This is a genomic window from Pseudarthrobacter sp. MDT3-1 (assembly GCF_054510755.1).
The window spans coordinates 55,174-75,220 of record NZ_JBTNDX010000007.1; the positions used below are offsets into that span (position 1 = coordinate 55,174).

A 20,047-nucleotide genomic window follows, 5' to 3' on the forward strand; every position below is an offset into this window, starting at 1 on the left:
CGCGTCATTGTTATGGGCGTCTCCGGCTGCGGCAAGACCACCATTGGTGACCTGGTGGCCCGCGAGCTGGGCGTTCAGTTCCTCGACGGCGATTCCCTCCACCCGGTGGAGAACGTCGCCAAGATGGCAGCGGGCACTCCGCTGACCGACGAGGACCGCTGGCCGTGGCTCGCCACGGTGGGCTTTGAACTGGCAGCTGCCAAGGGCGGCCTGGTTCTGGCCTGCTCGGCTCTTCGCCGCAGTTACCGCGACGCCATCCGCGCGCAGGCGCCGGGTACGGTGTTCCTGCACCTGCATGGCAGCAAAGAGGTTCTGAGGGCACGGACTGAAGGCCGCTCCGGGCACTTTATGCCGCCCGCGCTGCTGGAATCCCAGCTGGCCACCCTCGAAGCGTTGGAAGCCGATGAGGCAGGCATTGTGGTGGACATCGCCGCTCCAGTGGACCAGGTCGTGGCCGACGCGTTGGCCGGCATCGCAGCTGCGGTGACTGCCGCCGTCGGAAATTCCGCCGACGAAAGTGCCGCTGGTGCCGCTGGCACCCCAGTGCGCCAGTTCGACGTCGACCTCCAGGCCGCGCCGTTCAACCTCGATGACGCAGCGATCACCTGGGTGAACACCACCCTGGAATCGATGACGCTTGAGGAGAAGATCGGGCAGCTGTTCATCAACCACAACAACGATTACTCCCCGGAGTACCTCGACGGTGTGCTGGAGAATTTCCATGTGGGCGGCATGCGTTACCGGCCAGGCCCCTCCGCTGCCGTGCAGGAACACATCCGGCACGCGCAGTCGAAGTCCAAGGTGCCGCTGCTGGTGGCGTCCAACCCGGAAATGGGCGGCGCCGGAAGCTGCGACGACGGCACGTTTGTGTCCACGCACCTGCAGGCAGGCTCGCACCCGGACAAGTCCATCGCACGCCGGATGGGGCAGGTTGCCGGCGTTGAAACCGCAGCCCTGGGCTGCAACTGGGCCTTCGCCCCGATCGTGGACATCCACTACAACTGGAGGAACACGGTCATCTCCACCCGGGCCTTCGGCAACACGCCGGAGATCGTGGTGGAACGGGCCAAGGAATACTTCGACGGCATCAGTGAATCTCCCACGGCCTGCGCCATGAAGCACTTCCCGGGCGACGGCATGGACGAGCGCGACCAGCACGTGGTCACGTCGTACAACACGCTCGGTTACGACGAGTGGAACAAGACGTATGGCCACGTGTACCGCGAAATGATCGGGCACGGCGTGCAGTCCATCATGATCGGGCACATCGGCGCGCCGGACCTTTCCCGGCACTTCCGCCCGGGCCTGGCGGACAAGGACATCCGTCCTGCCACCCTGGCCCCGGAGCTGCTCCAGGACCTGCTGCGCGGCGAGCTCGGCTTCAACGGGCTCATCCTCACGGACGCCTCGCAGATGATCGGACTCACCCAGGCCATGAAGCGCAAAGACCTGGTTCCTGCGACGATTGCCGCGGGTTGCGACATGTTCCTGTTCTTCCGCAACGCCGACGAAGACTTCCAGTACATGCTGGACGGCTACAAGTCCGGCGTTATCACCGAGCAGCGCCTGCATGACGCCCTGCGCCGCATCCTGGCCCTCAAGGCCTCGCTGGGGCTGCACCTGAAGGCACGCAACGAACTGGTTCCGCCGGTGGAAGCCCTGGCGAAGATCGGCAGCGCGGAGCACCGCGCCGTCGCCGCAGAGATCGCGGACAAGACCGTCACCCTGGTCAAGGACACCGCGAACAACCTGCCCATCCGGCCGGAGACGCACAAACGGATCCGCCTGTACGGCATCTCCGGCGGCCCGGACTTCACCATGGCGGACCCGCTGGCCTACCTGGACACGGTCAAGGACGAACTGGAAAAAGCCGGCTTCGAGGTGCACCTGTTCAAAACCGCCGCTCAGCGCGAAGCCGCGGGGGAGACTGGCGTGAACTTCATGTCGGTCATCTCCGAGGAAGCCACCGGCGACTACGCGGACAAGTACGACGCCGCGTTTGTCTTCGCGAACGTCAAGGGCTTTGCCCAGGAAGCGGCAATCCGGATCAAGTGGTCCACCCCGATGGCCGCGGAAATCCCTTGGTACGTTACCGAGGTTCCCACGGTGTTTGTGTCGCTGAACCAGCCCAACCACCTCATCGACGTGCCGATGGTCAAGACCGCCATCCACGCCCATGCGGGAACTGTGGAGGCCATCCGCGCCACCATCGAGAAGATCATGGGCAAGTCTGAGTTCCAGGGGACATTCAACGAGAATGTCTTCTGCGAATCCTTCGACACCCGGCTCTAGGGTTATCGCTGGGGTTCTAGACTGACGACTCGCAGACGGACTGGCGCTACGCGGATACGCGTAGCGCCGTTCCTTTTCTGCGTCACAGGGCCATTTCCGCGTCGAGGCCTCCAGTAAACTGGACACCATGACTGCCACCCCTGATGCTGCTTCCAACACTGCTGCCCGTGCCCGCCTGCTGGAACTGATCAAGGAACTTGCCGTGGTCCGCGGCAAGGTGATCCTCTCCAGCGGTGCCGAGGCCGACTACTACATCGACCTGCGCCGCATCACGCTGCACCATGAGGCCTCCAAGCTGGTGGGACAGGTCATGCTGTCACTGACGGACGACGCCGGAATCGACTTTGAGTGCGCCGGTGGCCTGACCATGGGTGCTGACCCCGTGGGCACCGCCGTTATGCACGCTGCGGTGGACGCCGGCCGCACCGTGGACGCGTTTGTGGTCCGCAAAGCCCAGAAGTCCTACGGCATGGGCCGCCAGGTTGAAGGTCCGTCGGTTGACGGCCGCAAGGTCCTGGTGCTGGAGGATACGTCCACCACCGGCGGCTCCGCCCTCACCGCTGTTGAGGGTGTCCGGAAAGCCGGCGGCAACGTGGTGGCCGTGGCCGTCATCGTGGACCGGGACACCGGTGCCAAGGAAAAGATCGAAGCCGAGACCGGCGTGCCCTACCTGTTCGCCTTCGGCAAGGACGAGCTGGGCCTCTCCTAGCGGGTTCACGCCAGGGGTTACACGGCGCCGGGGTTGCAGCGGCGGCTTCCGCTGTGGCTACGGTAGAGGTGTGCCGTACAGGGGGGAAGCAGATCCGCAGGAACAGCCAGGTGCTCATCAAGCCCGACTGCTGGCCAATGCCGCCGCATTCAAGCGGTTTTCGCGCCGCGGGTTCCTGGCCGGCACGGGCGCCTCGGCCCTGCTGGCGGCGGACATGCTGGTCACCCGCCATGTCCAGGCGGAGCGGCAGGTCAACCGGATACTGCAGGTCGCGGACGACTTCGCCGACGCCTACTACCCGAACGCCAGCTGGTTCCTCTTCCCCGGCTACAAGACAAGCTGGGAAGAGGCGCTCTGGATCCTGAACGCAATGCGTGGTGCGCTGAACAAGCGCGGCCAGCTGGCCGCCGTCGGCTATTCCAACCTAGGGCTGGACATCGATGAGGTGGTGATCGCCGTCATCGAACACGTCCGGGCGAAAAAGCTGACCAAGCTTTTTTTCTACGGCCACAGCTTCGGTGGCATGGTGGCCACCCAGGTGGCAGCGCGGCTCCGGGAATTCCACGGCGTGGAGGTGGATTTCATCCTGCTGGACTCCAGCCCCTACAGCCGGAGCGACGTGCTGGACGAGAGCTGGTTCGACGGCGTGGTGTTCCTGTACGAGAGCGGCTTCCGGGTCCCGTCCGTGGTCCGCGGCAGCTACGAACTGGGGGAGCGCGTCATCCACAAGGACGAGCGGACCTGGCGGCAGATCCTGGACCAGACCATGGAGCAGCTGTCCCCGATCGCCCCGTCCAGTGTGCTCATCCAGTCCGAGTCGGCCTACATCTACCACTTCGACGGAAACCGGTTTGTGGACAAGCTCGGCGCGACGCGGATGGCGTACATCGGCAACCCGAAAGACCGCACGGTCCGTTACCAGACGGCCAAGGACGCGTGGTCGGCAGCGTTCCAACCCCACATGGTCTCCATGGACCTGCAAACGGACGGGGCCCTGCCGGCGCACGCGAGCCCGGGCTGGAATCCGCTCATCTACCGGCCCATCGTGGAGCGGCTGATGGACGACTTTTTCCCGCTGCCCCGCGGTGGCTCGAAGGTGACGGTCTTCTAGATCTGGTTCTTCAGGTCGGCCACGGAGTCCAGCACCTGGTTGGGCCGGAACGGGTAGGCGGCAATGTCTTCGCGCTGCGTAATGCCGCTGAGGACCAGGACCGTGTGCAGGCCTGCCTCCATGCCGGCGATGATGTCGGTGTCCATCCGGTCCCCGATCATTGCCGTGGTCTCCGAGTGCGCATCGATCTGGTTCATGGCGGACCGGAACATCATGGGATTCGGCTTGCCCACAATGTACGGTTCCCGGCCTGTGGCCTTCGTGATGAGCGCGGCGATGGCGCCCGTCGCGGGCATCGGGCCGTCCTTGGACGGGCCGGTGGCGTCCGGGTTGGTGGCAATAAAGCGGGCCCCGGCCAGGATCAGGCGGATGGCCATGGTGATGGCCTCAAAGGAGTACGTACGGGTTTCGCCGAGCACCACATAGTCCGGGTCCTGGTCGGTGAGGATAAAGCCTGCCTCGTGCAGCGCCGTCGTCAGCCCTGCCTCGCCGATGGTGTAGGCGCGGTTCCCGGAGCCGGAACCCCGCACCTGGTCCTTGAGGAAGGTGGCGGTGGCCAGCGCGGACGTCCAGATGTTCTCCTCGGGGATCTCCAGCCCGGAGGCCCGCAGCCTGGCAGCCAGGTCGCGGGGCGTGAAGATCGAGTTGTTCGTCAGCACCAGGAACCGCTTGGACGTGTCCACCCAGCGCTGGATCAGTTCGGCGGCCCCTGGGACGGCATGGTTTTCGTGGACGAGCACGCCGTCCATGTCTGTCAGCCAGCATTCGATCTCCTGGCCGCTGCGGTAAACCGCCGGTGAACCCTGTACCTGGTCTGCTTCTGCCACGTTTACCTCCGCCGGTGATGAATGCTCCAGTGGTCCAGTCTAGTGTTGAGGGGTGAAACAAACGCCCGGAAACCCAGTCGAACTTCATCCGATTCCAGCGGAGGAGCCAGCGCCCCAGGAGGCGCCGGAGCCAAAGGCGGAGGTCGGCGTCGGGCCCTGGGAGGGATCGTGGCCGGAAGGTGACCACTGGGATCCGGAATTGCTCGCCGACGGCGACCGCCGCAATGTGGTGGACCAGTACCGCTACTGGAAGCATGACGCGATCGTGGCGGACCTCGATTCGAAGCGGCACAACTTCCACATCGCCATCGAAAACTGGCAGCACGACCTCAACATCGGCACCGTGGTGCGCACCGCCAACGCGTTCCTCGCCAAGGAAGTCCACATCATCGGACGACGCCGGTGGAACAGGCGCGGGGCGATGGTCACCGACCGTTACCAGCACGTCCGCCACCACCCGACCGTTGAGGACTTTGTGGTGTGGGCGCAGGGGGAGGGGCTCGCGATCATCGGGATCGACATCTTCCCGGATTCCGTGCCCCTGGAGACGTATGAGCTGCCCAAGGACTGCGTCCTGGTGTTCGGCCAGGAAGGGCCCGGGCTGACGCCGGAGGTCCACGAGGCGGCCCTTGCCACCCTGTCCATCGAGCAGTTCGGCTCCACGCGCTCCATCAACGCCGCCTCCGCCGCCGCGATCGCCATGCACGCCTGGATCCGCCGGCACGTCTTTAGCCAGCCCGTCTGACCCCGCGCAACTTCTGAACCCCGCCGAGATGGCATTTCACGGCAGTCCCGGGCTCCGGCATTGCCGTGAAATGCCATCTCGATGCAGGCGCGGCTGGCCCCGGCGTTGAATCCGAGATGAAACTATCGGTAATCTTCGTGAATCCCTAGGTCTATAAGTTACCCGCCAGTAGCATCTGGCTTGGATCACACTCACTGGCGAGTGTGGCACTGACTGGAGGTTCAATGAAGCATCCTTCTGTACGCGTCTGTTCGGCCATTATGTTGGCCGCGGTTCTCACCTTCGGTTGTGGCGCGGTGGCCTACGCCGAGCCGGCACCTGCCCTTACACCGGCGACGACGGCCAACCCGCTCGACTTCTACTTCACCCCCGCCTCACTTCCGGCCAACAACGGCGACCTGGTCCGGACGGAGCCGTCTGTCTTCCATGTCGATCCGCTCAAGATCATCCGGGCCCAGGCCTCCGTGCAGCGCATCATGTACCGCTCCGTGAACAGTTCCGGGGCGCCCGTCGCCGTGACCGGCACAGTGCTGGTGCCGTACGCGGCCTGGACCGGGTCGGGCCCGCGCCCGCTGGTCAGCTACGCCGCCGGAACCCAGGGGCAGGGGGACCAGTGCGCGCCGTCCCGGGCCATGGCCACCGGCGAGGAATACGAAGGAATCTTCATCGCCGGGCTGCTGGCGAGGGGCTACTCGCGGGCGGTGACCGACTATGAGGGCCTCGGCACGGCCGGCAGCCACACCTACATGGCGCGCGAATCGCAGGCGCATGCCGTTCTCGACGCCGCCCGTGCGGCCCAGCGGCTGGGGAACCCGCAGATCATGCCCGGCGGCCCCGTAGCCCTGGCTGGCTACTCGCAGGGCGGCGGCGCCTCGGCAGCCGCCGTCGAGCTTGCACCCCAATACGCTCCGGAACTGAACCTCAAGGGTGCGTACGCGGGGGCGGTTCCGGCGGACCTTCCCGCCGTCGGACGAAACCTCGACGGCGGCCTGTATACCGGCTTCCTGCTCTATGCGGTGACGGGCATGGGCGCCGCCGGCGGACTGGACCTGAGCCCCCACCTCAACGCCGCAGGGCGGGCGAAGCTGGCGGCGACAGACAACGACTGCACTTTGCAGTCGATCGCCTCAAGCGGCTTCCTGAACACTGCGCAGCTCACGGTTTCGGGGCAGAAGCTGAGCTCGCTGCTGGAGCTCCCCGAGCTAAAAACCGTCATTGCCGCACAGAAGATCGGCAACGGCCGGGCGCCGCAGGTCCCCGTACTGCTCTCGCACAGCGTCCTCGATGACGTCATCCCCTACGACCAAGGCAGGCAGCTGGCCAAGCGCTGGTGCGCCGCCGGATCGTCGGTGTATTTCGATGTCACGGCCGGGGCCACCCACATCGGCGGCTACGCGGCCGCCATCCCGCAGGCGTTCATCTTCCTGGAGCGCCGCTTCTCAAACCGGTCCGCAGTGAGCAACTGCTGGCTGTACGGCTAAACCCCCTGCACGAGATGGCATTTCGCGGCAGTCCCGGGCGCCGACACTGCCGTGAAATGCCATCTCGGTGCGGCATGTGAGCGTAAGTGTTACCGGCCCGCGTGACCCGAAACACTGCCCCTGTACAGAAATGGCTAGGATGGTGGCTAGCCGTAAGAGGTCTACTCTCCAGGGTCACAACCCATAGACGAAAACTCAGCATAGGAGTCACCATGCCCATTGCAACCCCAGAGATCTACTCCGAGATGATCGACCGTGCCAAGGCCGGAGGCTATGCATTCCCGGCCGTCAACGTCACCTCCTCGCAGACGCTGAACGCCGCACTGCGCGGCTTCGCCGAGGCTGAGTCCGACGGCATCGTCCAGGTGTCCACCGGCGGAGCCGCCTACTGGTCCGGCGCGGCCACCAAGGACATGGTGGCCGGTTCGCTCGGCTTCGCCGCGTTCGCCCGGGAAGTTGCCAAGAACTACGGCGTCAACATTGCCCTCCACACCGACCACTGCCCCAAGGACAAGCTGGACGGCTTTGTCCTGCCGCTGCTCGCAGCTTCGGAGGCCGAGGTCAAGGCCGGCCGCAACCCGATCTTCAACTCGCACATGTGGGACGGTTCGCACGAGCCGCTCAACGAGAACCTCAGCACCGCGCGCGAACTGCTGGAACGCACCGCCGCCGCGAAGATGATCCTCGAAGTTGAAATCGGCATCGTGGGCGGCGAGGAAGACGGCGTGGAAAACGCCATCAACGACAAGTTGTACACCACGGTGGAGGACGCTCTGGCCACCATTGAAGCCCTCGGCGCCGGCGAGAACGGCCGCTACATCACGGCCCTGACCTTCGGCAACGTGCACGGTGTGTACAAGCCCGGTGGTGTGAAGCTGCGCCCGGAGATCCTCAAGGACATCCAGGCCCAAGTGGGAGCCAAACTTGGCAAGAACAGCCCTTTCGACCTCGTGTTCCACGGCGGCTCCGGTTCCTCCGACCAGGAGATCGCCGACGCCGTCTCCTATGGTGTGATCAAGATGAACATCGACACCGACACCCAGTACGCGTACACGCGTCCCGTGGTGGACCACATGTTCAAGAACTACGACGGCGTGCTTAAGGTTGACGGCGAAGTGGGCAACAAGAAACTCTACGATCCGCGCGTCTGGGGTGCCTCCGCCGAGGCGGGCCTGTCCGCCCGCGTCGTCGAGGCAACCAAGCAGCTGGGTTCCGCTGGAAAGACCTTCTAGGAATGTCCGACGAGTTCCGCAAGAACCTCATGGGCCCGGAGCCAACGCTCCTGCCTGCCGAGACCGACGTCTACGCGCAGCTGGACGCCGGCGCCGAAGCCCTGGACCTGGTTGAAAAGCACCCCACATCGTCGCTGTTGTGGGCTGTCCTGGCGGAGGAGGCGTGGGCCGAGGGCCGCACCATCGATTCCTACGCCTACTCGCGCGTTGGCTACCACCGCGGGCTGGACTCTCTGCGCCGCAACGGCTGGCGCGGCGTGGGTCCCATCCCGTGGGAGCACGAACCCAACCGCGGCTTCCTGCGCGCGCTCTACTCGCTGGGCCGCGCGTCCGCGGCCATCGGCGAGGCCGAGGAACCGGAACGCATCGAGAAGTTCCTTAACGACTCGGACCCGGCAGCCAAGGCAGCCATCGAGGGCAAGTAGTTTGAAGAGCAACGCGGGGTCACTTCCTGCCCAATAAACCACGTCTTTGGGCAGAAAGTGACCCCGCATTGCTTGTTAACGAACGACGGCGGGCGGTCACCGTTTCAGAAAGGTGACCGCCCGCCGTCGTTCGGTGGTTGAGCGTTCCGTTGGCTAGACCTTCGCGAGCCCTGTGCGGGCCATGGCGTCGGTGTAGACGACGCGCATTTCCTCAAGGTACTGTTCCTGCCGTGCGGGCGTCCCGGCGAAGGCGCGGCCGCTGAGGGAGCGGACCTTGTAGGTCTTCAGCCCGCGGCGCCAGAGCAGCGGAACTTCGGTCTTCAACAGCAGGTTGGCCAGGCGGTTGGCTTCGGTGCCGTGGGCCACGATCACCGAGGCGCGGGGGACCACGGCGAGGAACTTCAGGAGCGGCTTGAGGCCGGCGGAAATCTGGTCCGGCGTGAACTTGCCGTTGACCTCGCCGGGGGTGTGCCACGGGTGTACGTTCCACGGCATCACGAACTCGGGGCGGAGGCCCAGCTTCCACTGGATGCCGAGCATGCGGGTGGCGGCGTCTTCGTCGCCGGCGGTGATGAAGCCGGACGGGTCAGCCTCGCCGATGTTGGAGTAGAGGCTGATGATGCGGCACTCGTCCACGTCGTGCATGGGGTCGACGTACGGGACTTCGGTGTGGGGCTTGACGCTCTGCAGGGAATCGCACAGCTCGTTGACGGCGGCAACGTTGGGCTCGTAGCGGCGGCTCAGGAGCTGTTCACGGAGGGATTCGGGGGCCAGGGCTGTCATATAGTGCAATGTCTCCTGCGGGGCTCGGCGATGCTGCCAATCCGGAAAATGGGCGCGTGATGGGCGCGCCCGTCCGGCGTGGTTTGAAATGTGGTGTGGACCGATTCCTGGTCGATCTCTATCAGTTTAGCAAGCCCCGCGAAATGCGGGGCCCGGCCCTAACCTCCCGTGATGGAAGGCACAGGGCGATCAGTCTTTGTCAAGTTAATTGACAGCTTTCGTTTAGCTTGATTGGCTTCTGTGACAGCCCGTAATAAGGACGTTGCGGCTGGTCGCACCCTCCATGCAGTCGAGAGAGGTAACGTACCGTGAACAAAACCCTGGCAACTTTAAGGACCGCGGCCGTATCCGGAGCCCTGGTTCTGACGGCACTCGCCGCGCCGGCACCGTTGGCCCAAGCCGTGGGCGAAGGCCCCAACTATGACGGCAACGGCCAGATCACCACCTCGAAACTGGCAACCTATGACGAGTTGGTCTCCTTCCTGAAGGATCAGGACACCCGCCAGCCAGCCATGGATCTGGAAGTGATCGGCCAGACTGTCAAGGGCCGGGACATCCACCTGGTGAAGTACATTTCGGACCCGGCCAAGCCCACCATCCTGTACCTGACCCAGCAGCACGGAAATGAGCAGTTGACCACCGAGGGTGCCATGGCATTCGTGAAACACCTGGGAACCGGGAAATCGGGGGACATCCTGGACGGAGTGAACATCCTCATCGTTCCCATGCTCAACGCCGACGGCGCGATGGGAGATGTGAACTTCCCGCTGGATGATTACCTGGCCAAGGGCGACCGCCACATGACGCGGTACAACGCCGAGGAGGTGGACCTGAACCGCGACCACGTCGCCAAAATCCAGCCCGAAACCCAGGCCCTTCACACCAACGTCATGCGGAAGTACAACATTGACTACATGATCGACCTGCACCACCAGGGCACCCGGAGCGAACGCGACGGAAAGCTGGTCTCCGGGTCCATCCTGTACCCCACCACGCCCAATGCCGATCCGGCTGTTGTGGAAATGTCCAAGCAGTTGGGCGCCGTGGTCTTCAACAACGTCGATTCCACCGGTTGGGGCCACTTGGGCAAGTATGTGGGCGGCAGCGCCGAGACCATCAGCCGCAACGGCATCGCAGTGGAGTACGGGATTGCTACCCTGCTCTTCGAAATGCGTGGCATGTCTGATCACTATCTGGACGGCTACGCCCTCGGGCTCCGCAGCAACGGTTACCTGATCCAGCAGACAGTGACCACGCTGACGGCCACTGCGGCGGCCATCGCTGACTGTTCGATTGCCGACGCCGATACGTCCTTCTGGGACAGCCTGGACACCCAGACGTCCCGTCCCGGCGAGGAAGCTGACGACGAGTAGTAGACGGCGGGAAGTCTGCCCGTGGTCCTTTGCCGCGCGTGAAGGGCCACGGGCACCCTATTGAGTGGACAAAGTCCGTGATCGGCTAAACTTGGGTGGTAAGAGCCCCGGACTCTTGCGTGGTTGGCCGCCGTAGCGGTCCGGCCAGGCTATGGCCTTCGGGGCATTCTCATGAACGGCGCTACGCAGGCCTGCCATTTCGGTGGACGGACCTGTGCGGCCCGAACGAATGGGGGAGGATCCCATGCCAGCAATCGTGATCGTAGGAGCCCAGTGGGGCGACGAAGGAAAAGGCAAGGCCACCGATCTTCTGGGCGGCCGCGTTGACTACGTCGTAAAGCCCAACGGCGGCAACAATGCCGGGCACACCGTCGTCGTAGGCGGTGAGAAGTATGAGCTCAAACTCCTTCCGGCCGGCATTTTGAGCCCCAACGCGATTCCGATCATCGGCAACGGCTGTGTGGTGAACCTCGAGGCCCTGTTCCAGGAGATCGAAGGCCTGCAGGCCCGTGGCGCGGACACGTCCAAGCTGCGCATCTCCGCCAACGCGCACCTCGTGGCGCCCTACCACCAGGTCCTGGACAAGGTCACCGAGCGTTTCCTCGGCAGCCGCGCCATCGGCACCACCGGCCGCGGCATCGGCCCCGCCTACATGGACAAGGTGGCCCGCCTGGGCATCCGCGTCCAAGACGTCTTCGACGAGTCCATCCTCCGCCAGAAGGTGGAAGGATCCCTGCGCCAGAAGAACGAACTCCTGGTCAAGGTCTACAACCGCCGCGACATTGTGGTGGACGAGATCGTGGACTACTTCCTGGCTTTCGCCGAGCGCCTGCGCCCGCTGGTCATCGACAGCACACTGGTCCTCAACAACGCCCTGGACGAGGGCAAGGTTGTGCTTATGGAAGGCGGCCAGGCCACCTTCCTGGACGTGGACCACGGCACCTACCCGTTCGTGACCTCCTCCAACCCGACCGCCGGCGGCGCGTCCGTTGGCTCGGGCATCGGCCCCACCCGGATCTCCCGCTCCATCGGCATCATCAAGGCCTACACCACCCGTGTTGGCGCCGGACCGTTCCCCACCGAACTGTTCGACGAGATGGGCATGTACCTGCAGAAGACCGGTGGCGAGTTCGGCGTAAACACCGGCCGCCCGCGCCGCTGCGGCTGGTACGACGCCGTCCTGGCCCGCCACGCTTCCCGCGTGAACGGCTTCACGGACTACTTCGTCACCAAGCTGGACGTCCTCACCGGCATCGAGCAGATCCCGGTCTGCGTTGCCTATGACGTTGACGGTGTCCGGCACGACGAAATGCCCATGACGCAGACCGAGTTCCACCACGCAGTGCCCATCTTCGAGTACTTCGACGGCTGGACCGAGGACATCACCGGTGCCCGCACCCTGGAGGATCTCCCCGAGAACGCCCGCAACTACGTGCTGGCCCTCGAAAAGCTCTCCGGCACGCGCTTCTCCGCGATCGGCGTCGGCCCGGACCGTGACCAGACCATCGTGGTCCACGATCTGATCAACGACTGACAGCCTGTAAAGCACGACGACGGCGGGTCACCTGAAAGGGTGGCCCGCCTTTGTCGTCACTTGGGGGAATTTACACAGGCTTAACGCAGCCGGTCTTGTGAGGCTGTAGACGGGCCGGACAGACTCTTAAGCACACCCTGAACTGATCAGTTGATCATTCGACCAGACCCGCAGGTGCCGGACGCAGAGATGCTTCCGGGACCGCCCGTGGCGACGATGCCGCCCGGACGGGACCCCAGACCGGAAGGATTTATCATGGCCGGGAAGTTTGAAGTTTTCTTGGATTCGGATTCACATTTCAGGTTCCGCCTCACGGCGCCGGATGGCACGGTGATGGCTGTGTCCGGGGCTTTTGAGGACAAAGCCGCAGTGGTTGCCGGTATCGCCGCCGTCCGCGAATGCGCCGGGACAGGGCTGGTCACCGATCTCTGCCCCGCCGCCAAAGTTTCGCGGACCGCCCCCGCCCCCACGTCCGTGGTGGTCCCCGCCCAACTCCAGCCGAACTGCGGGGACCAACGCGTCCCCGCCACCAGGGCGCACACTTTTGTTATGGCCAAGGCACCGCGCCTGGGGGTGGCCGCCCCGCGCTGGATTTGAGGCGCGCTGGGCCTGAGCTGGGCTGGGCCCGAACGCGCTGGACGTAGCCAGCCCTGCCCGACGTTACGCTCCCGGAAGGTTTTTTGTCCGACGGCGTAACCCCTGCGGTGCGAAGAGCGATTACCCCTATGAAGCGCCGGCCTGGAACTTGTCCCCCATCATGTTCCAGGCCGGCTCTTTTGTTACTGGAAGGTAAGGTTGGCTGGCGAGGGCATTCCGCGTGCGACGTGCGGGCCCCAAGCTGAGCAAGCCCAGTCCCCTCCACCGAAGGCCCTGTGTCCGTGACCGATGCACTGACAGACGACGTTCTGCGTGCGCGCGCCCGCGATCCGGAGCTCTTCAGTATCGTGTACCGAACGTACGCGCCACAGGTCCTGGGCTACCTCACAGCCCGCGGGGTAGAAGATCCGGAGGCGGTTATGCAGGAAGTCTTCATCGCCGTCCTGCCACGGCTGCAGAAGGTTACCGGCGGCGTGGCCGGGCTGCGCACGTTTGTCTTCTCCGTGGCGCACGCCAGGATGGTGGACGATCACCGGAGACAGCAGCGCACCCCCAGTAAACTCCCGTTCGAACCCGACCTCGACGGACGCGAGGAGTCCTCGGCCGAGACTGAAGTGCTGCACCGGATCTCGCCGCAGGAAGTGGCCGATCTCCTCAAAGAATTGCCGGATGAACAGCGGGAAGTGCTGTCGTTACGCCTCGTCGCGGGCCTCACGGTGGACCAGGTGGCCGCTGTGATGGGCAAGAGTGCCGGCGCCGTCAAACAGCTCCAGCGCCGTGCATTGATCCGGCTGCGCGAGCAGTCCGCAGTGAAGGAGTACGTGGCGCCATGACCTCCAATGCCAGCTCCCTGATCGGTACTGTGGACGAAATGCTCCTTGACGCCGGTGGAACCGATTCCGCCGGGCTTCGAAAAACCCTGCTCGCGCTGGGCTCCCTCGCCTCCCTGCCGGTCCCCGAACCCGGCCCCGAACTGGCCGCACTCTTGTCTGGCCAGACCCACCAGCTCGCCCGGCACCGGCTCCTCCGGAAGCACCGGACCACTGTTGTGGGCCTTGCCGTCATCGCGGGGATGGGGCTGGGCGTCACCGGGGTGGCCGCCACCGGCACATCTCCGGACGCGCAGGCCAGCAGTTCCATCCAGAAGTTGTTGCAGGACTGGGCTCCCGGCTGGTCCATCGCAGGGACTCCCGCCGCCAGCGGGACCGCCGCAAATCGGACAGAGGCGCAGTTGCCCGCGGAGCCGGCAACCCGCGACGACGCAGCGCCGGCACAGCCGGAAAATGTTGAACGGGAAACTGCCCCGCCGGCGAACGGTCCGGAAAACGCAGGCCAGAACCGGGGCGCGGAGCCGGCCGGCCGCGGAAACGGTACGCCGTCCGGCAAGTCAAGGACGGACGACGGCGGCGTGCCGGGGAACGCTGCGAGCGTCACCCGTGACGCCGCTGCCGAACTCGACAAGGCCGGAAAGCTGGTTGCCGGTACCCTGGCCGAAGCCGGAACAGCGGCAGAGTCCCCGACGTCGGCCATGGTACCCCCGACACTGACAGAAAAAACCGGGGCCGGCAAGGCCGGACCCGGTTCAATCTGGCTGAAGAAGTTCAGCCGTTAATCAGGTTTGCTTCAGGGAACGCCTGTCCGCCAGGAAGAGCATCTCCGTCAGGAAAGCAGCTGCCGCTTGGAGGAGATCACGCCGGTGTCGAAGCCGGCCAGGTGCAGCCCGCCGTGGAACCGGGCATGCTCGATCTTCACGCAGCGGTCCATCACCACGTTGAGCCCGGCGGCTTCCGCGTCCGTGGCCACGTCCTCATGCCAGGAGCCGAGCTGCAGCCAGAGGGTTTTGGCGCCCGCCGCGACGGCTTCGTCCAGGACGCCCGGGAGGTCACCGTGCTTGCGGAACACATCCACGATGTCCGGGCTTTCGGGAAGATCGGCCAGTGAGGCGTACGTCGGTTCACCAAGGATCTCCTTGACCACGGGGTTCACGAAGTACACCTTGTACCGCGTGGACGATTGCAGGTAGGTTGCCACAAAATAGCTCGCCCGGGACGGCTTGTCCGAGGCGCCCACGATCGCAATCGAGGTGGCTGCGCGCAGCAGGTTCAGGCGCTCCGGAGCGGAAGGTCCGGTCCAGGTACGTTCGCCGGTTCTCATACGTTCGCTCCAACCGTGCAGGAATCCGCTTCGGCGGTTGAGCTCGCCTCGGTGGTTGAGCCCGTCGAAACCGAGGCCGCGTCCAGTGCCTGGTCCAGGTCCCACAGGATGTCGTCGATGTCCTCCAGGCCCACGGAAATGCGGACCAGGTCCTCGGGAACGCCCGCCGATTCCAGTTGGACCGGGCTCAGCTGCTGGTGCGTGGTGGAACCCGGGTGGATCACCAGGGTGCGGGAATCGCCTACATTGGCCAGGTGTGAGGCCAGCTGTAGGGATTCGATGAACTTCTGCCCGGCCGTGCGGCCGCCCTTCACGCCGAAGGAGAAGACAGAGCCGGGGCCCAGGGGCAGGTACTTCTTCGCGCGCTCAAAATGCGGGTGCGAGGGAAGCCCGGAGAAGTTGACGTAGGCCACGCGGGGATCGGCCTCGAGCCATTCGGCCACTGCCTGGGCGTTCTTGAGGTGCTCATCCAGGCGCTGCGGCAGGGTTTCCACGCCCTGCAGCAGCTGGAACGCCGAGAGCGGGGAAAGTGCCGGGCCGATGTCGCGGAGCTGTTCGCAGCGCAGCTTGGTGAGGAAGCCGTATTCGCCGAAGTTGCCCCACCAGGAGACATTTCCGTAGGACGCCACCGGCTCGGTCATGGTGGGGAACTTGCCGTTGCCCCAATCAAACCGGCCGCTCTCCACGATCACGCCGCCCAGCGTGGTGCCGTGCCCGCCGAGGAACTTCGTGGCGGAGTGGATCACGATGTCGGCACCGTGTTCGATCGGGCGCACCAGGTACGGCGTGCTCAAGGTGGCGTCGACCACGAGGGGGACGCCGGCGTCGTGCGCTACCTTCGCGAGGGCCGCCAGGTCCTGGACTTCCGACGACGGGTTGGCCACCACCTCGACGAAGATCGCCTTCGTGTTCTCCTGGACCGCCGCGGCATAGTCCGCGGGGTCGGTGCCGGGAACGAAGGTGGTGTCCACGCCGAAGCGGCGGAGGGTCACGTCCAGCTGGGTGACGGTGCCGCCGTACAGCTGGGATGCCGCCACGATGTGGTCGCCTGACTGCGTCAGCGCGGCGAAGGTGATGAACTCCGCGGCCATGCCCGACGACGTTGCCACCGCTCCGATGCCGCCCTCAAGCGAGGCGATGCGCTCTTCGAACGCTGCCACGGTGGGGTTGCCGATGCGGGAGTAGATATTGCCGTACTTCTGCAGGGCGAAGAGGTTGGCGGCGTCCTGGGTGTCCTTGAACACGAAGGACGTGGTCTGGTAGATGGGCACCGCACGGGCGCCGTGCTCGGCGTCGGGAGTGCCGCCGGCGTGCAGCGCGCGGGTGCGGAAACCGAACTTGCGGTCAGCCATCAGACAGCCACCGACTCGGCTACAGGTGTGTTGGAGAGATCGAGCTCGGTGCCGTGTTTGCGGGCCAGGTCGGCTTCGAGTTCGCGGACGATCGGCAGGATGTCCTGGCCGAAGGCGGCGACTTCCTCCTGGAAGTGCAGGTAGCCGGTGAGGAAGAGGTTCACGCCGATCTTCTTGTAAGCCACGATCCGTTCGGCGATCTGCTCCGGGGTGCCGATCAGCTGGGTCTTGAAGCCGTCGTTGTACTGGACCAGGTCCTCGAAGCTGGAGTCGGCCCACATGCCCTTGCCGTCCTTGGTGGACGCGCCGGCTTCCTGCACGGCGTCGCGGAAGCCCTGGACTGCCGGCTTGTGTGCCTTCTCAACGATTTCGCGCAGCGTATCGCGGGCTTCCTTCTCGGAATCACGGGCGATCACAAAGCCGTTGAGGCCGAACCGGGGAGCGGCCAGGGCGCCGTCGGTGCCGCGCTTCGTCTCACCTGAAGCGGCCACCACGCCGGCGATGTTCTCCTTGAAGCCTTCCAGGTCCTTGCCGTTGGAGAAGTACCAGTCAGCCACGCGGCCCGCGGTGGCCTGGGCCGCCGTCGAGTTGCCGCCGAAGAAGACCTCGGGGTGGGCGCGGCCGGGAACGTCGACGGGGGCCGGATTCAGGGTGAAGTCCGTGATGTTGTAGTACTTGCCGGCCTGGCTGTACTCCTGCTCGGTCCACAGTCCGCGCAGCACCTTGATGAATTCCTCGGTGCGGACGTAGCGTTCGTCGTGCTCCAGCCAGTCGAGGCCGAAGTTGGTGAATTCGTTCTTGAGCCAGCCGGAGACGATGTTGACGGCGGCGCGGCCGTTGGAGATGTGGTCCGCGGTGATGATGTATTTGGCCAGCACACCGGGGTGCCACATGCCCGGGTGGACGGCGGCGATGACCTTGAGGCGCTCTGTGGCGGCGAGCAGGGCCAGGGAGAAGGACGTGGCCTCGTGCTGCTTGTCGGCTCCGTAGGAGGCGGCGTATCGGGTCTGCGTCAGGGCGTATTCGAAACCGGAGTTCTCGGCGATCTGCGCGAGCTTCTTGTTGTAGTCAAAGTCCCAGCCGGTGCGCTGTTCGATGGTGGAGACCACCAGGCCGCCGGAAACGTTCGGCACCCAGTACGCAAACTTGAGCGGCTCTGAAAGGCGGGCAACGTTGCTGATGTCTGTCATGAGTTTTCCTTTACTAGGGCCCGCTCGCGCAGGACGTCCTGGATTCCGGCGATCGCCGGTTCGTTTTGGAGGGAGGTGGTGTCGCCCAGGGCGGTCCCCTCGAATAGTTGGGTGAGCAGCCGGCGCATGATCTTGCCGCTGCGCGTCTTCGGTACGTCAGGAACGACGACGACGTCGCGCGGCTTCGCGATCGGGCCGGTCGCCTTCGCAACGTGGTTGCGGAGCTCCTCGGTGGTTGAGCTTGTCGAAACCCCGCGCTTTAGTACGACGAAGGCGACAATCGCGTGCCCGGTCTTGGGATCGGCCACCGGACAGACGCCGGCCTCCACCACGTCCGGGTGGGACACCAGCGCCGACTCGATCTCGATGGTGGACAGCAGGTGGCCGGAGACGTTCAGCGTGTCGTCCACGCGGCCCAGGATCCAGATGTCGCCGTCGGCGTCGTACTTCGCGCCGTCGCCGGCGAGGAACCAGCCCTGCTCCACATACTGGCTCCAGTAGGAGTCGTAGTAGCGGCGGGGGTTGCCCCAGACGGTGCGCGCAATGGCGGGCCCGGGCGTGTCAACCACAATGAAACCCTGGACGCCTGGCGGCACCGTATTGCCGGCGTCGTCCACGATCCTGGTACTGACGCCCGGCAGCGGGCGGGCCGCGCAGCCGGGCTTGAACTCGGTATCCGTGGGGGCGGGGGAGAGGATGGTGGCGCCGGTTTCGGACTGCCACCACGTGTCCACCACGGGTGCGGTGCCGGCGCCGACATTCTGGCGCAGCCAGCGCCAGGCCTCGGGATTCACGGCTTCGCCCACGGTCCCGAGCATCCGGATGGAGGAGAGGTCGTAGCTGTCCGGCACGCCGTCCGGGAACCAGCCCATGAGGGAGCGGACCAGGGTGGGCGCGGTGTAGTACTGCGTGACGCCGTAGCGTTCGATGATTTCGAAGTGGCGGCCCGGGTGCGGGGTGTTGGGGGTGCCCTCGAAGATCACCTGGGTGGCGCCGTTGGAGAGCGGGCCGTAGATCTCGTAGGTGTGCGCCGTTACCCAGGCGAGGTCCGCGGTGCACCAGTGCACATCCTGGTCGCGGAGTGCGGGGTCCGGGTTGCTGAAGAGGTGTTCGAAGCTCCAGGACGCCTGGGTCAGGTAGCCGCCGGAGGTGTGGACCAGGCCCTTGGGCTTGCCGGTGGTCCCGGAGGTGTACATGATGAACAGCGGCGTTTCGGCGTCGAACGCCTCCGGTTCGTGGACTTCCGCGGCGCTCCCGACGGCGTCATGCCACCACACGTCGCGGCCTTCAATCATGGGGACGGCGGCCAGGTCCTCCGGCGCCGTGGTGCGGTTGATGACCAGCACGTGTTCGATGGCGTTGTCCCCGGCGACGGCGGCATCCGCGTTGTCCTTGACGGGCACGGCGACACCGCGGCGGAACTGGCCGTCCGTGGTCACCAGGAGCTTGGCGCCCGTGTCCTCGACGCGGAACTTCAGGGCTTCGGCGGAGAAGCCGCCGAAAACGAGCGAGTGGATGGCGCCGATGCGGGCCACGGCGAGGGTGATGATGACGGTCTCGGGGATCACCGGCAGGTAGATGACCACGCGGTCACCCTTGGTGATGCCCAGGGCCAGCAGGGCGTTGGCGGCCTTGGAGACTTCGCGCTGCAGTTCCGCGTACGTGATGGCTCGGCGGTCCCCGGGCTCCCCTTCGAAGTGGAGGGCCACCTTGTCGCCGCGGCCATTGGCTACGTGGCGGTCCACGCAGTTGTAGGCGACGTTGAGCTTGCCGCCCTCAAACCAGGTGATCTCCGGGCCTTTGCCGGCTGCGGGGTCGGCCGGGACGCGGCGGTGGGCCGTGTGCCACGGCTTGCCTGTGATTCCTTCGGGCTGCGCCCAGTCCAGGCGGAGGGCCTGCTGTTCCCAAAATGCCACATTGTCCGGCTGGGCTTCGCCGCGTGTTTCTTCGTGCTCCGCCGTGTGCTGAGTGGTGATGGTGCTGCTGTGGCGCGCCGGCCCTCCCGACGGTGCGCCGTGCACTGCGACGTCGTTGGGCTCGGTCGAGGACCATCCCGATGAGCTGCTGGAAGGGCCGGGCGCGTCACGCAGCCCTGCTTCGACCGCCGTCGCGTTCGAAGTGGATTGGGGAGAGCCCAGTGTGGCGGCCGCTGCTGCGGCGCTGACGGGACTCGGGGTGGATAAAGGCGTGGCAGAGGATACTTCTGATGTCATAGATGTGCTCCATCGATCCTGGCGGTAGC

At 65.3% G+C, this 20,047-nt stretch carries 18 protein-coding genes; 12 read left to right on the top strand and 6 right to left on the bottom strand.

Features of this window, described 5'->3' with window-relative positions; genetic code table 11:
- The first annotated feature begins 12 nt into the window (after positions 1–12).
- The 3 genes from ACX80X_RS07280 (at position 13) to ACX80X_RS07290 (ending at position 4,112) form a co-directional block, all read left to right on the top strand.
- Positions 13–2,292 (top strand): gluconokinase, GntK/IdnK-type, encoded by a 2,280-nt coding sequence (locus ACX80X_RS07280; protein ID WP_252602236.1) that lies wholly within the window; start codon positions 13–15, stop codon positions 2,290–2,292.
- Between the two features lie 127 nt (positions 2,293–2,419).
- Positions 2,420–3,001, top strand: a complete 582-nt coding sequence (pyrE, locus tag ACX80X_RS07285; protein ID WP_252602161.1) for an orotate phosphoribosyltransferase — start codon at positions 2,420–2,422, stop codon at positions 2,999–3,001.
- 70 nt (positions 3,002–3,071) lie between these two features.
- Complete coding sequence (locus ACX80X_RS07290) at positions 3,072–4,112, top strand: alpha/beta fold hydrolase (RefSeq protein WP_252613992.1); 1,041 nt, start codon at positions 3,072–3,074, stop codon at positions 4,110–4,112.
- On the opposite strand, the gene ACX80X_RS07295 is transcribed toward ACX80X_RS07290, so the two are convergent.
- A complete protein-coding gene (locus tag ACX80X_RS07295) occupies positions 4,109–4,939 on the bottom strand; it encodes an HAD-IIA family hydrolase (RefSeq protein ID WP_252602164.1) in 831 nt (276 codons plus the stop codon). The two genes, ACX80X_RS07290 and ACX80X_RS07295, sit on opposite strands and share 4 nt — an antisense overlap.
- 52 nt (positions 4,940–4,991) lie before the next feature.
- On the opposite strand from ACX80X_RS07295, the gene ACX80X_RS07300 reads away from it, so the two are divergent.
- The 4 genes from ACX80X_RS07300 to ACX80X_RS07315 all read left to right on the top strand — a co-directional run bounded on the left by ACX80X_RS07300 (position 4,992) and on the right by ACX80X_RS07315 (position 8,822).
- Positions 4,992–5,684: a TrmH family RNA methyltransferase gene (locus ACX80X_RS07300; RefSeq protein ID WP_374209906.1), complete on the top strand. Its 693-nt coding sequence runs from the start codon at positions 4,992–4,994 to the stop codon at positions 5,682–5,684.
- Between the two features lie 224 nt (positions 5,685–5,908).
- The gene (locus ACX80X_RS07305; RefSeq protein ID WP_252613986.1) at positions 5,909–7,165 is read left to right on the top strand and encodes a lipase family protein; all 1,257 of its coding nucleotides are present in this window, start codon (positions 5,909–5,911) and stop codon (positions 7,163–7,165) included.
- A gap of 212 nt (positions 7,166–7,377) precedes the next feature.
- Entirely contained in the window at positions 7,378–8,397 is a 1,020-nt protein-coding gene (gene fbaA / locus ACX80X_RS07310) for a class II fructose-bisphosphate aldolase (RefSeq protein WP_056348649.1), read from the top strand.
- A gap of 2 nt (positions 8,398–8,399) precedes the next feature.
- Positions 8,400–8,822, top strand: coding sequence for a DUF3151 domain-containing protein (locus ACX80X_RS07315; protein ID WP_252602174.1), 423 nt, complete (start codon positions 8,400–8,402; stop codon positions 8,820–8,822).
- Between the two features lie 153 nt (positions 8,823–8,975).
- Here the strand turns inward: ACX80X_RS07315 and ACX80X_RS07320 are convergent, their stop codons facing one another.
- Positions 8,976–9,605 (bottom strand): uracil-DNA glycosylase family protein, encoded by a 630-nt coding sequence (locus ACX80X_RS07320; RefSeq protein WP_056348638.1) that lies wholly within the window; start codon positions 9,603–9,605, stop codon positions 8,976–8,978.
- A gap of 308 nt (positions 9,606–9,913) precedes the next feature.
- Between ACX80X_RS07320 and ACX80X_RS07325 the strand changes: the two genes are divergently transcribed.
- The 5 genes from ACX80X_RS07325 (at position 9,914) to ACX80X_RS07345 (ending at position 14,721) form a co-directional block, all read left to right on the top strand.
- Positions 9,914–10,978 (top strand): M14 family zinc carboxypeptidase, encoded by a 1,065-nt coding sequence (locus ACX80X_RS07325; protein WP_252613984.1) that lies wholly within the window; start codon positions 9,914–9,916, stop codon positions 10,976–10,978.
- Between the two features lie 244 nt (positions 10,979–11,222).
- Positions 11,223–12,512: an adenylosuccinate synthase gene (locus tag ACX80X_RS07330; RefSeq protein WP_056348633.1), complete on the top strand. Its 1,290-nt coding sequence runs from the start codon at positions 11,223–11,225 to the stop codon at positions 12,510–12,512.
- 255 nt (positions 12,513–12,767) lie between these two features.
- Positions 12,768–13,109, top strand: coding sequence for a YegP family protein (locus tag ACX80X_RS07335; protein ID WP_252610083.1), 342 nt, complete (start codon positions 12,768–12,770; stop codon positions 13,107–13,109).
- A 281-nt stretch (positions 13,110–13,390) separates the two neighbouring features.
- Positions 13,391–13,942 carry an RNA polymerase sigma factor gene (locus tag ACX80X_RS07340; protein ID WP_252602176.1) on the top strand — a complete coding sequence of 184 codons (552 nt, stop codon included), beginning with the start codon at positions 13,391–13,393 and terminating at the stop codon, positions 13,940–13,942.
- Complete coding sequence (locus tag ACX80X_RS07345; protein WP_459311630.1) at positions 13,939–14,721, top strand: hypothetical protein; 783 nt, start codon at positions 13,939–13,941, stop codon at positions 14,719–14,721. The genes ACX80X_RS07340 and ACX80X_RS07345 overlap by 4 nt, the downstream gene beginning before the upstream one ends.
- Positions 14,722–14,768: 47 nt before the next feature.
- Here ACX80X_RS07345 and ACX80X_RS07350 read toward each other — a convergent pair whose 3' ends face one another.
- Genes ACX80X_RS07350 through acs form a run of 4 tightly spaced genes read right to left on the bottom strand, consistent with a single transcriptional unit; the run spans position 14,769 to position 20,018 of the window.
- Positions 14,769–15,263 (bottom strand): CoA-binding protein, encoded by a 495-nt coding sequence (locus tag ACX80X_RS07350; RefSeq protein ID WP_252602180.1) that lies wholly within the window; start codon positions 15,261–15,263, stop codon positions 14,769–14,771.
- Complete coding sequence (locus ACX80X_RS07355; RefSeq protein ID WP_252602182.1) at positions 15,260–16,615, bottom strand: O-acetylhomoserine aminocarboxypropyltransferase/cysteine synthase family protein; 1,356 nt, start codon at positions 16,613–16,615, stop codon at positions 15,260–15,262. The genes ACX80X_RS07350 and ACX80X_RS07355 overlap by 4 nt, the downstream gene beginning before the upstream one ends.
- Positions 16,615–17,805 (bottom strand): dimethylsulfone monooxygenase SfnG, encoded by a 1,191-nt coding sequence (gene sfnG / locus ACX80X_RS07360; protein WP_252610089.1) that lies wholly within the window; start codon positions 17,803–17,805, stop codon positions 16,615–16,617. Before sfnG ends, ACX80X_RS07355 begins: the two co-directional genes overlap by 1 nt.
- Positions 17,802–20,018 (bottom strand): acetate--CoA ligase, encoded by a 2,217-nt coding sequence (acs, locus tag ACX80X_RS07365; protein ID WP_252613976.1) that lies wholly within the window; start codon positions 20,016–20,018, stop codon positions 17,802–17,804. The genes sfnG and acs overlap by 4 nt, the downstream gene beginning before the upstream one ends.
- Positions 20,019–20,047: the final 29 nt, after the last annotated feature.

Bases quoted from the DNA above. Each gene is read 5' to 3' on its own strand.
- ACX80X_RS07315 (WP_252602174.1), top strand. From the start codon at position 8,400: ATGTCCGACGAGTTCCGCAAGAACCTCATGGGCCCGGAGCCAACGCTC.
- sfnG (WP_252610089.1), bottom strand. From the start codon at position 17,805: ATGACAGACATCAGCAACGTTGCCCGCCTTTCAGAGCCGCTCAAGTTT.
- acs (WP_252613976.1), bottom strand. From the start codon at position 20,018: ATGACATCAGAAGTATCCTCTGCCACGCCTTTATCCACCCCGAGTCCC.
- ACX80X_RS07330 (WP_056348633.1), top strand. From the start codon at position 11,223: ATGCCAGCAATCGTGATCGTAGGAGCCCAGTGGGGCGACGAAGGAAAA.
- ACX80X_RS07345 (WP_459311630.1), top strand. From the start codon at position 13,939: ATGACCTCCAATGCCAGCTCCCTGATCGGTACTGTGGACGAAATGCTC.
- pyrE (WP_252602161.1), top strand. From the start codon at position 2,420: ATGACTGCCACCCCTGATGCTGCTTCCAACACTGCTGCCCGTGCCCGC.
- ACX80X_RS07355 (WP_252602182.1), bottom strand. From the start codon at position 16,615: ATGGCTGACCGCAAGTTCGGTTTCCGCACCCGCGCGCTGCACGCCGGC.
- ACX80X_RS07335 (WP_252610083.1), top strand. From the start codon at position 12,768: ATGGCCGGGAAGTTTGAAGTTTTCTTGGATTCGGATTCACATTTCAGG.
- ACX80X_RS07280 (WP_252602236.1), top strand. From the start codon at position 13: ATGGGCGTCTCCGGCTGCGGCAAGACCACCATTGGTGACCTGGTGGCC.
- ACX80X_RS07350 (WP_252602180.1), bottom strand. From the start codon at position 15,263: ATGAGAACCGGCGAACGTACCTGGACCGGACCTTCCGCTCCGGAGCGC.
- fbaA (WP_056348649.1), top strand. From the start codon at position 7,378: ATGCCCATTGCAACCCCAGAGATCTACTCCGAGATGATCGACCGTGCC.
- ACX80X_RS07320 (WP_056348638.1), bottom strand. From the start codon at position 9,605: ATGACAGCCCTGGCCCCCGAATCCCTCCGTGAACAGCTCCTGAGCCGC.
- ACX80X_RS07305 (WP_252613986.1), top strand. From the start codon at position 5,909: ATGAAGCATCCTTCTGTACGCGTCTGTTCGGCCATTATGTTGGCCGCG.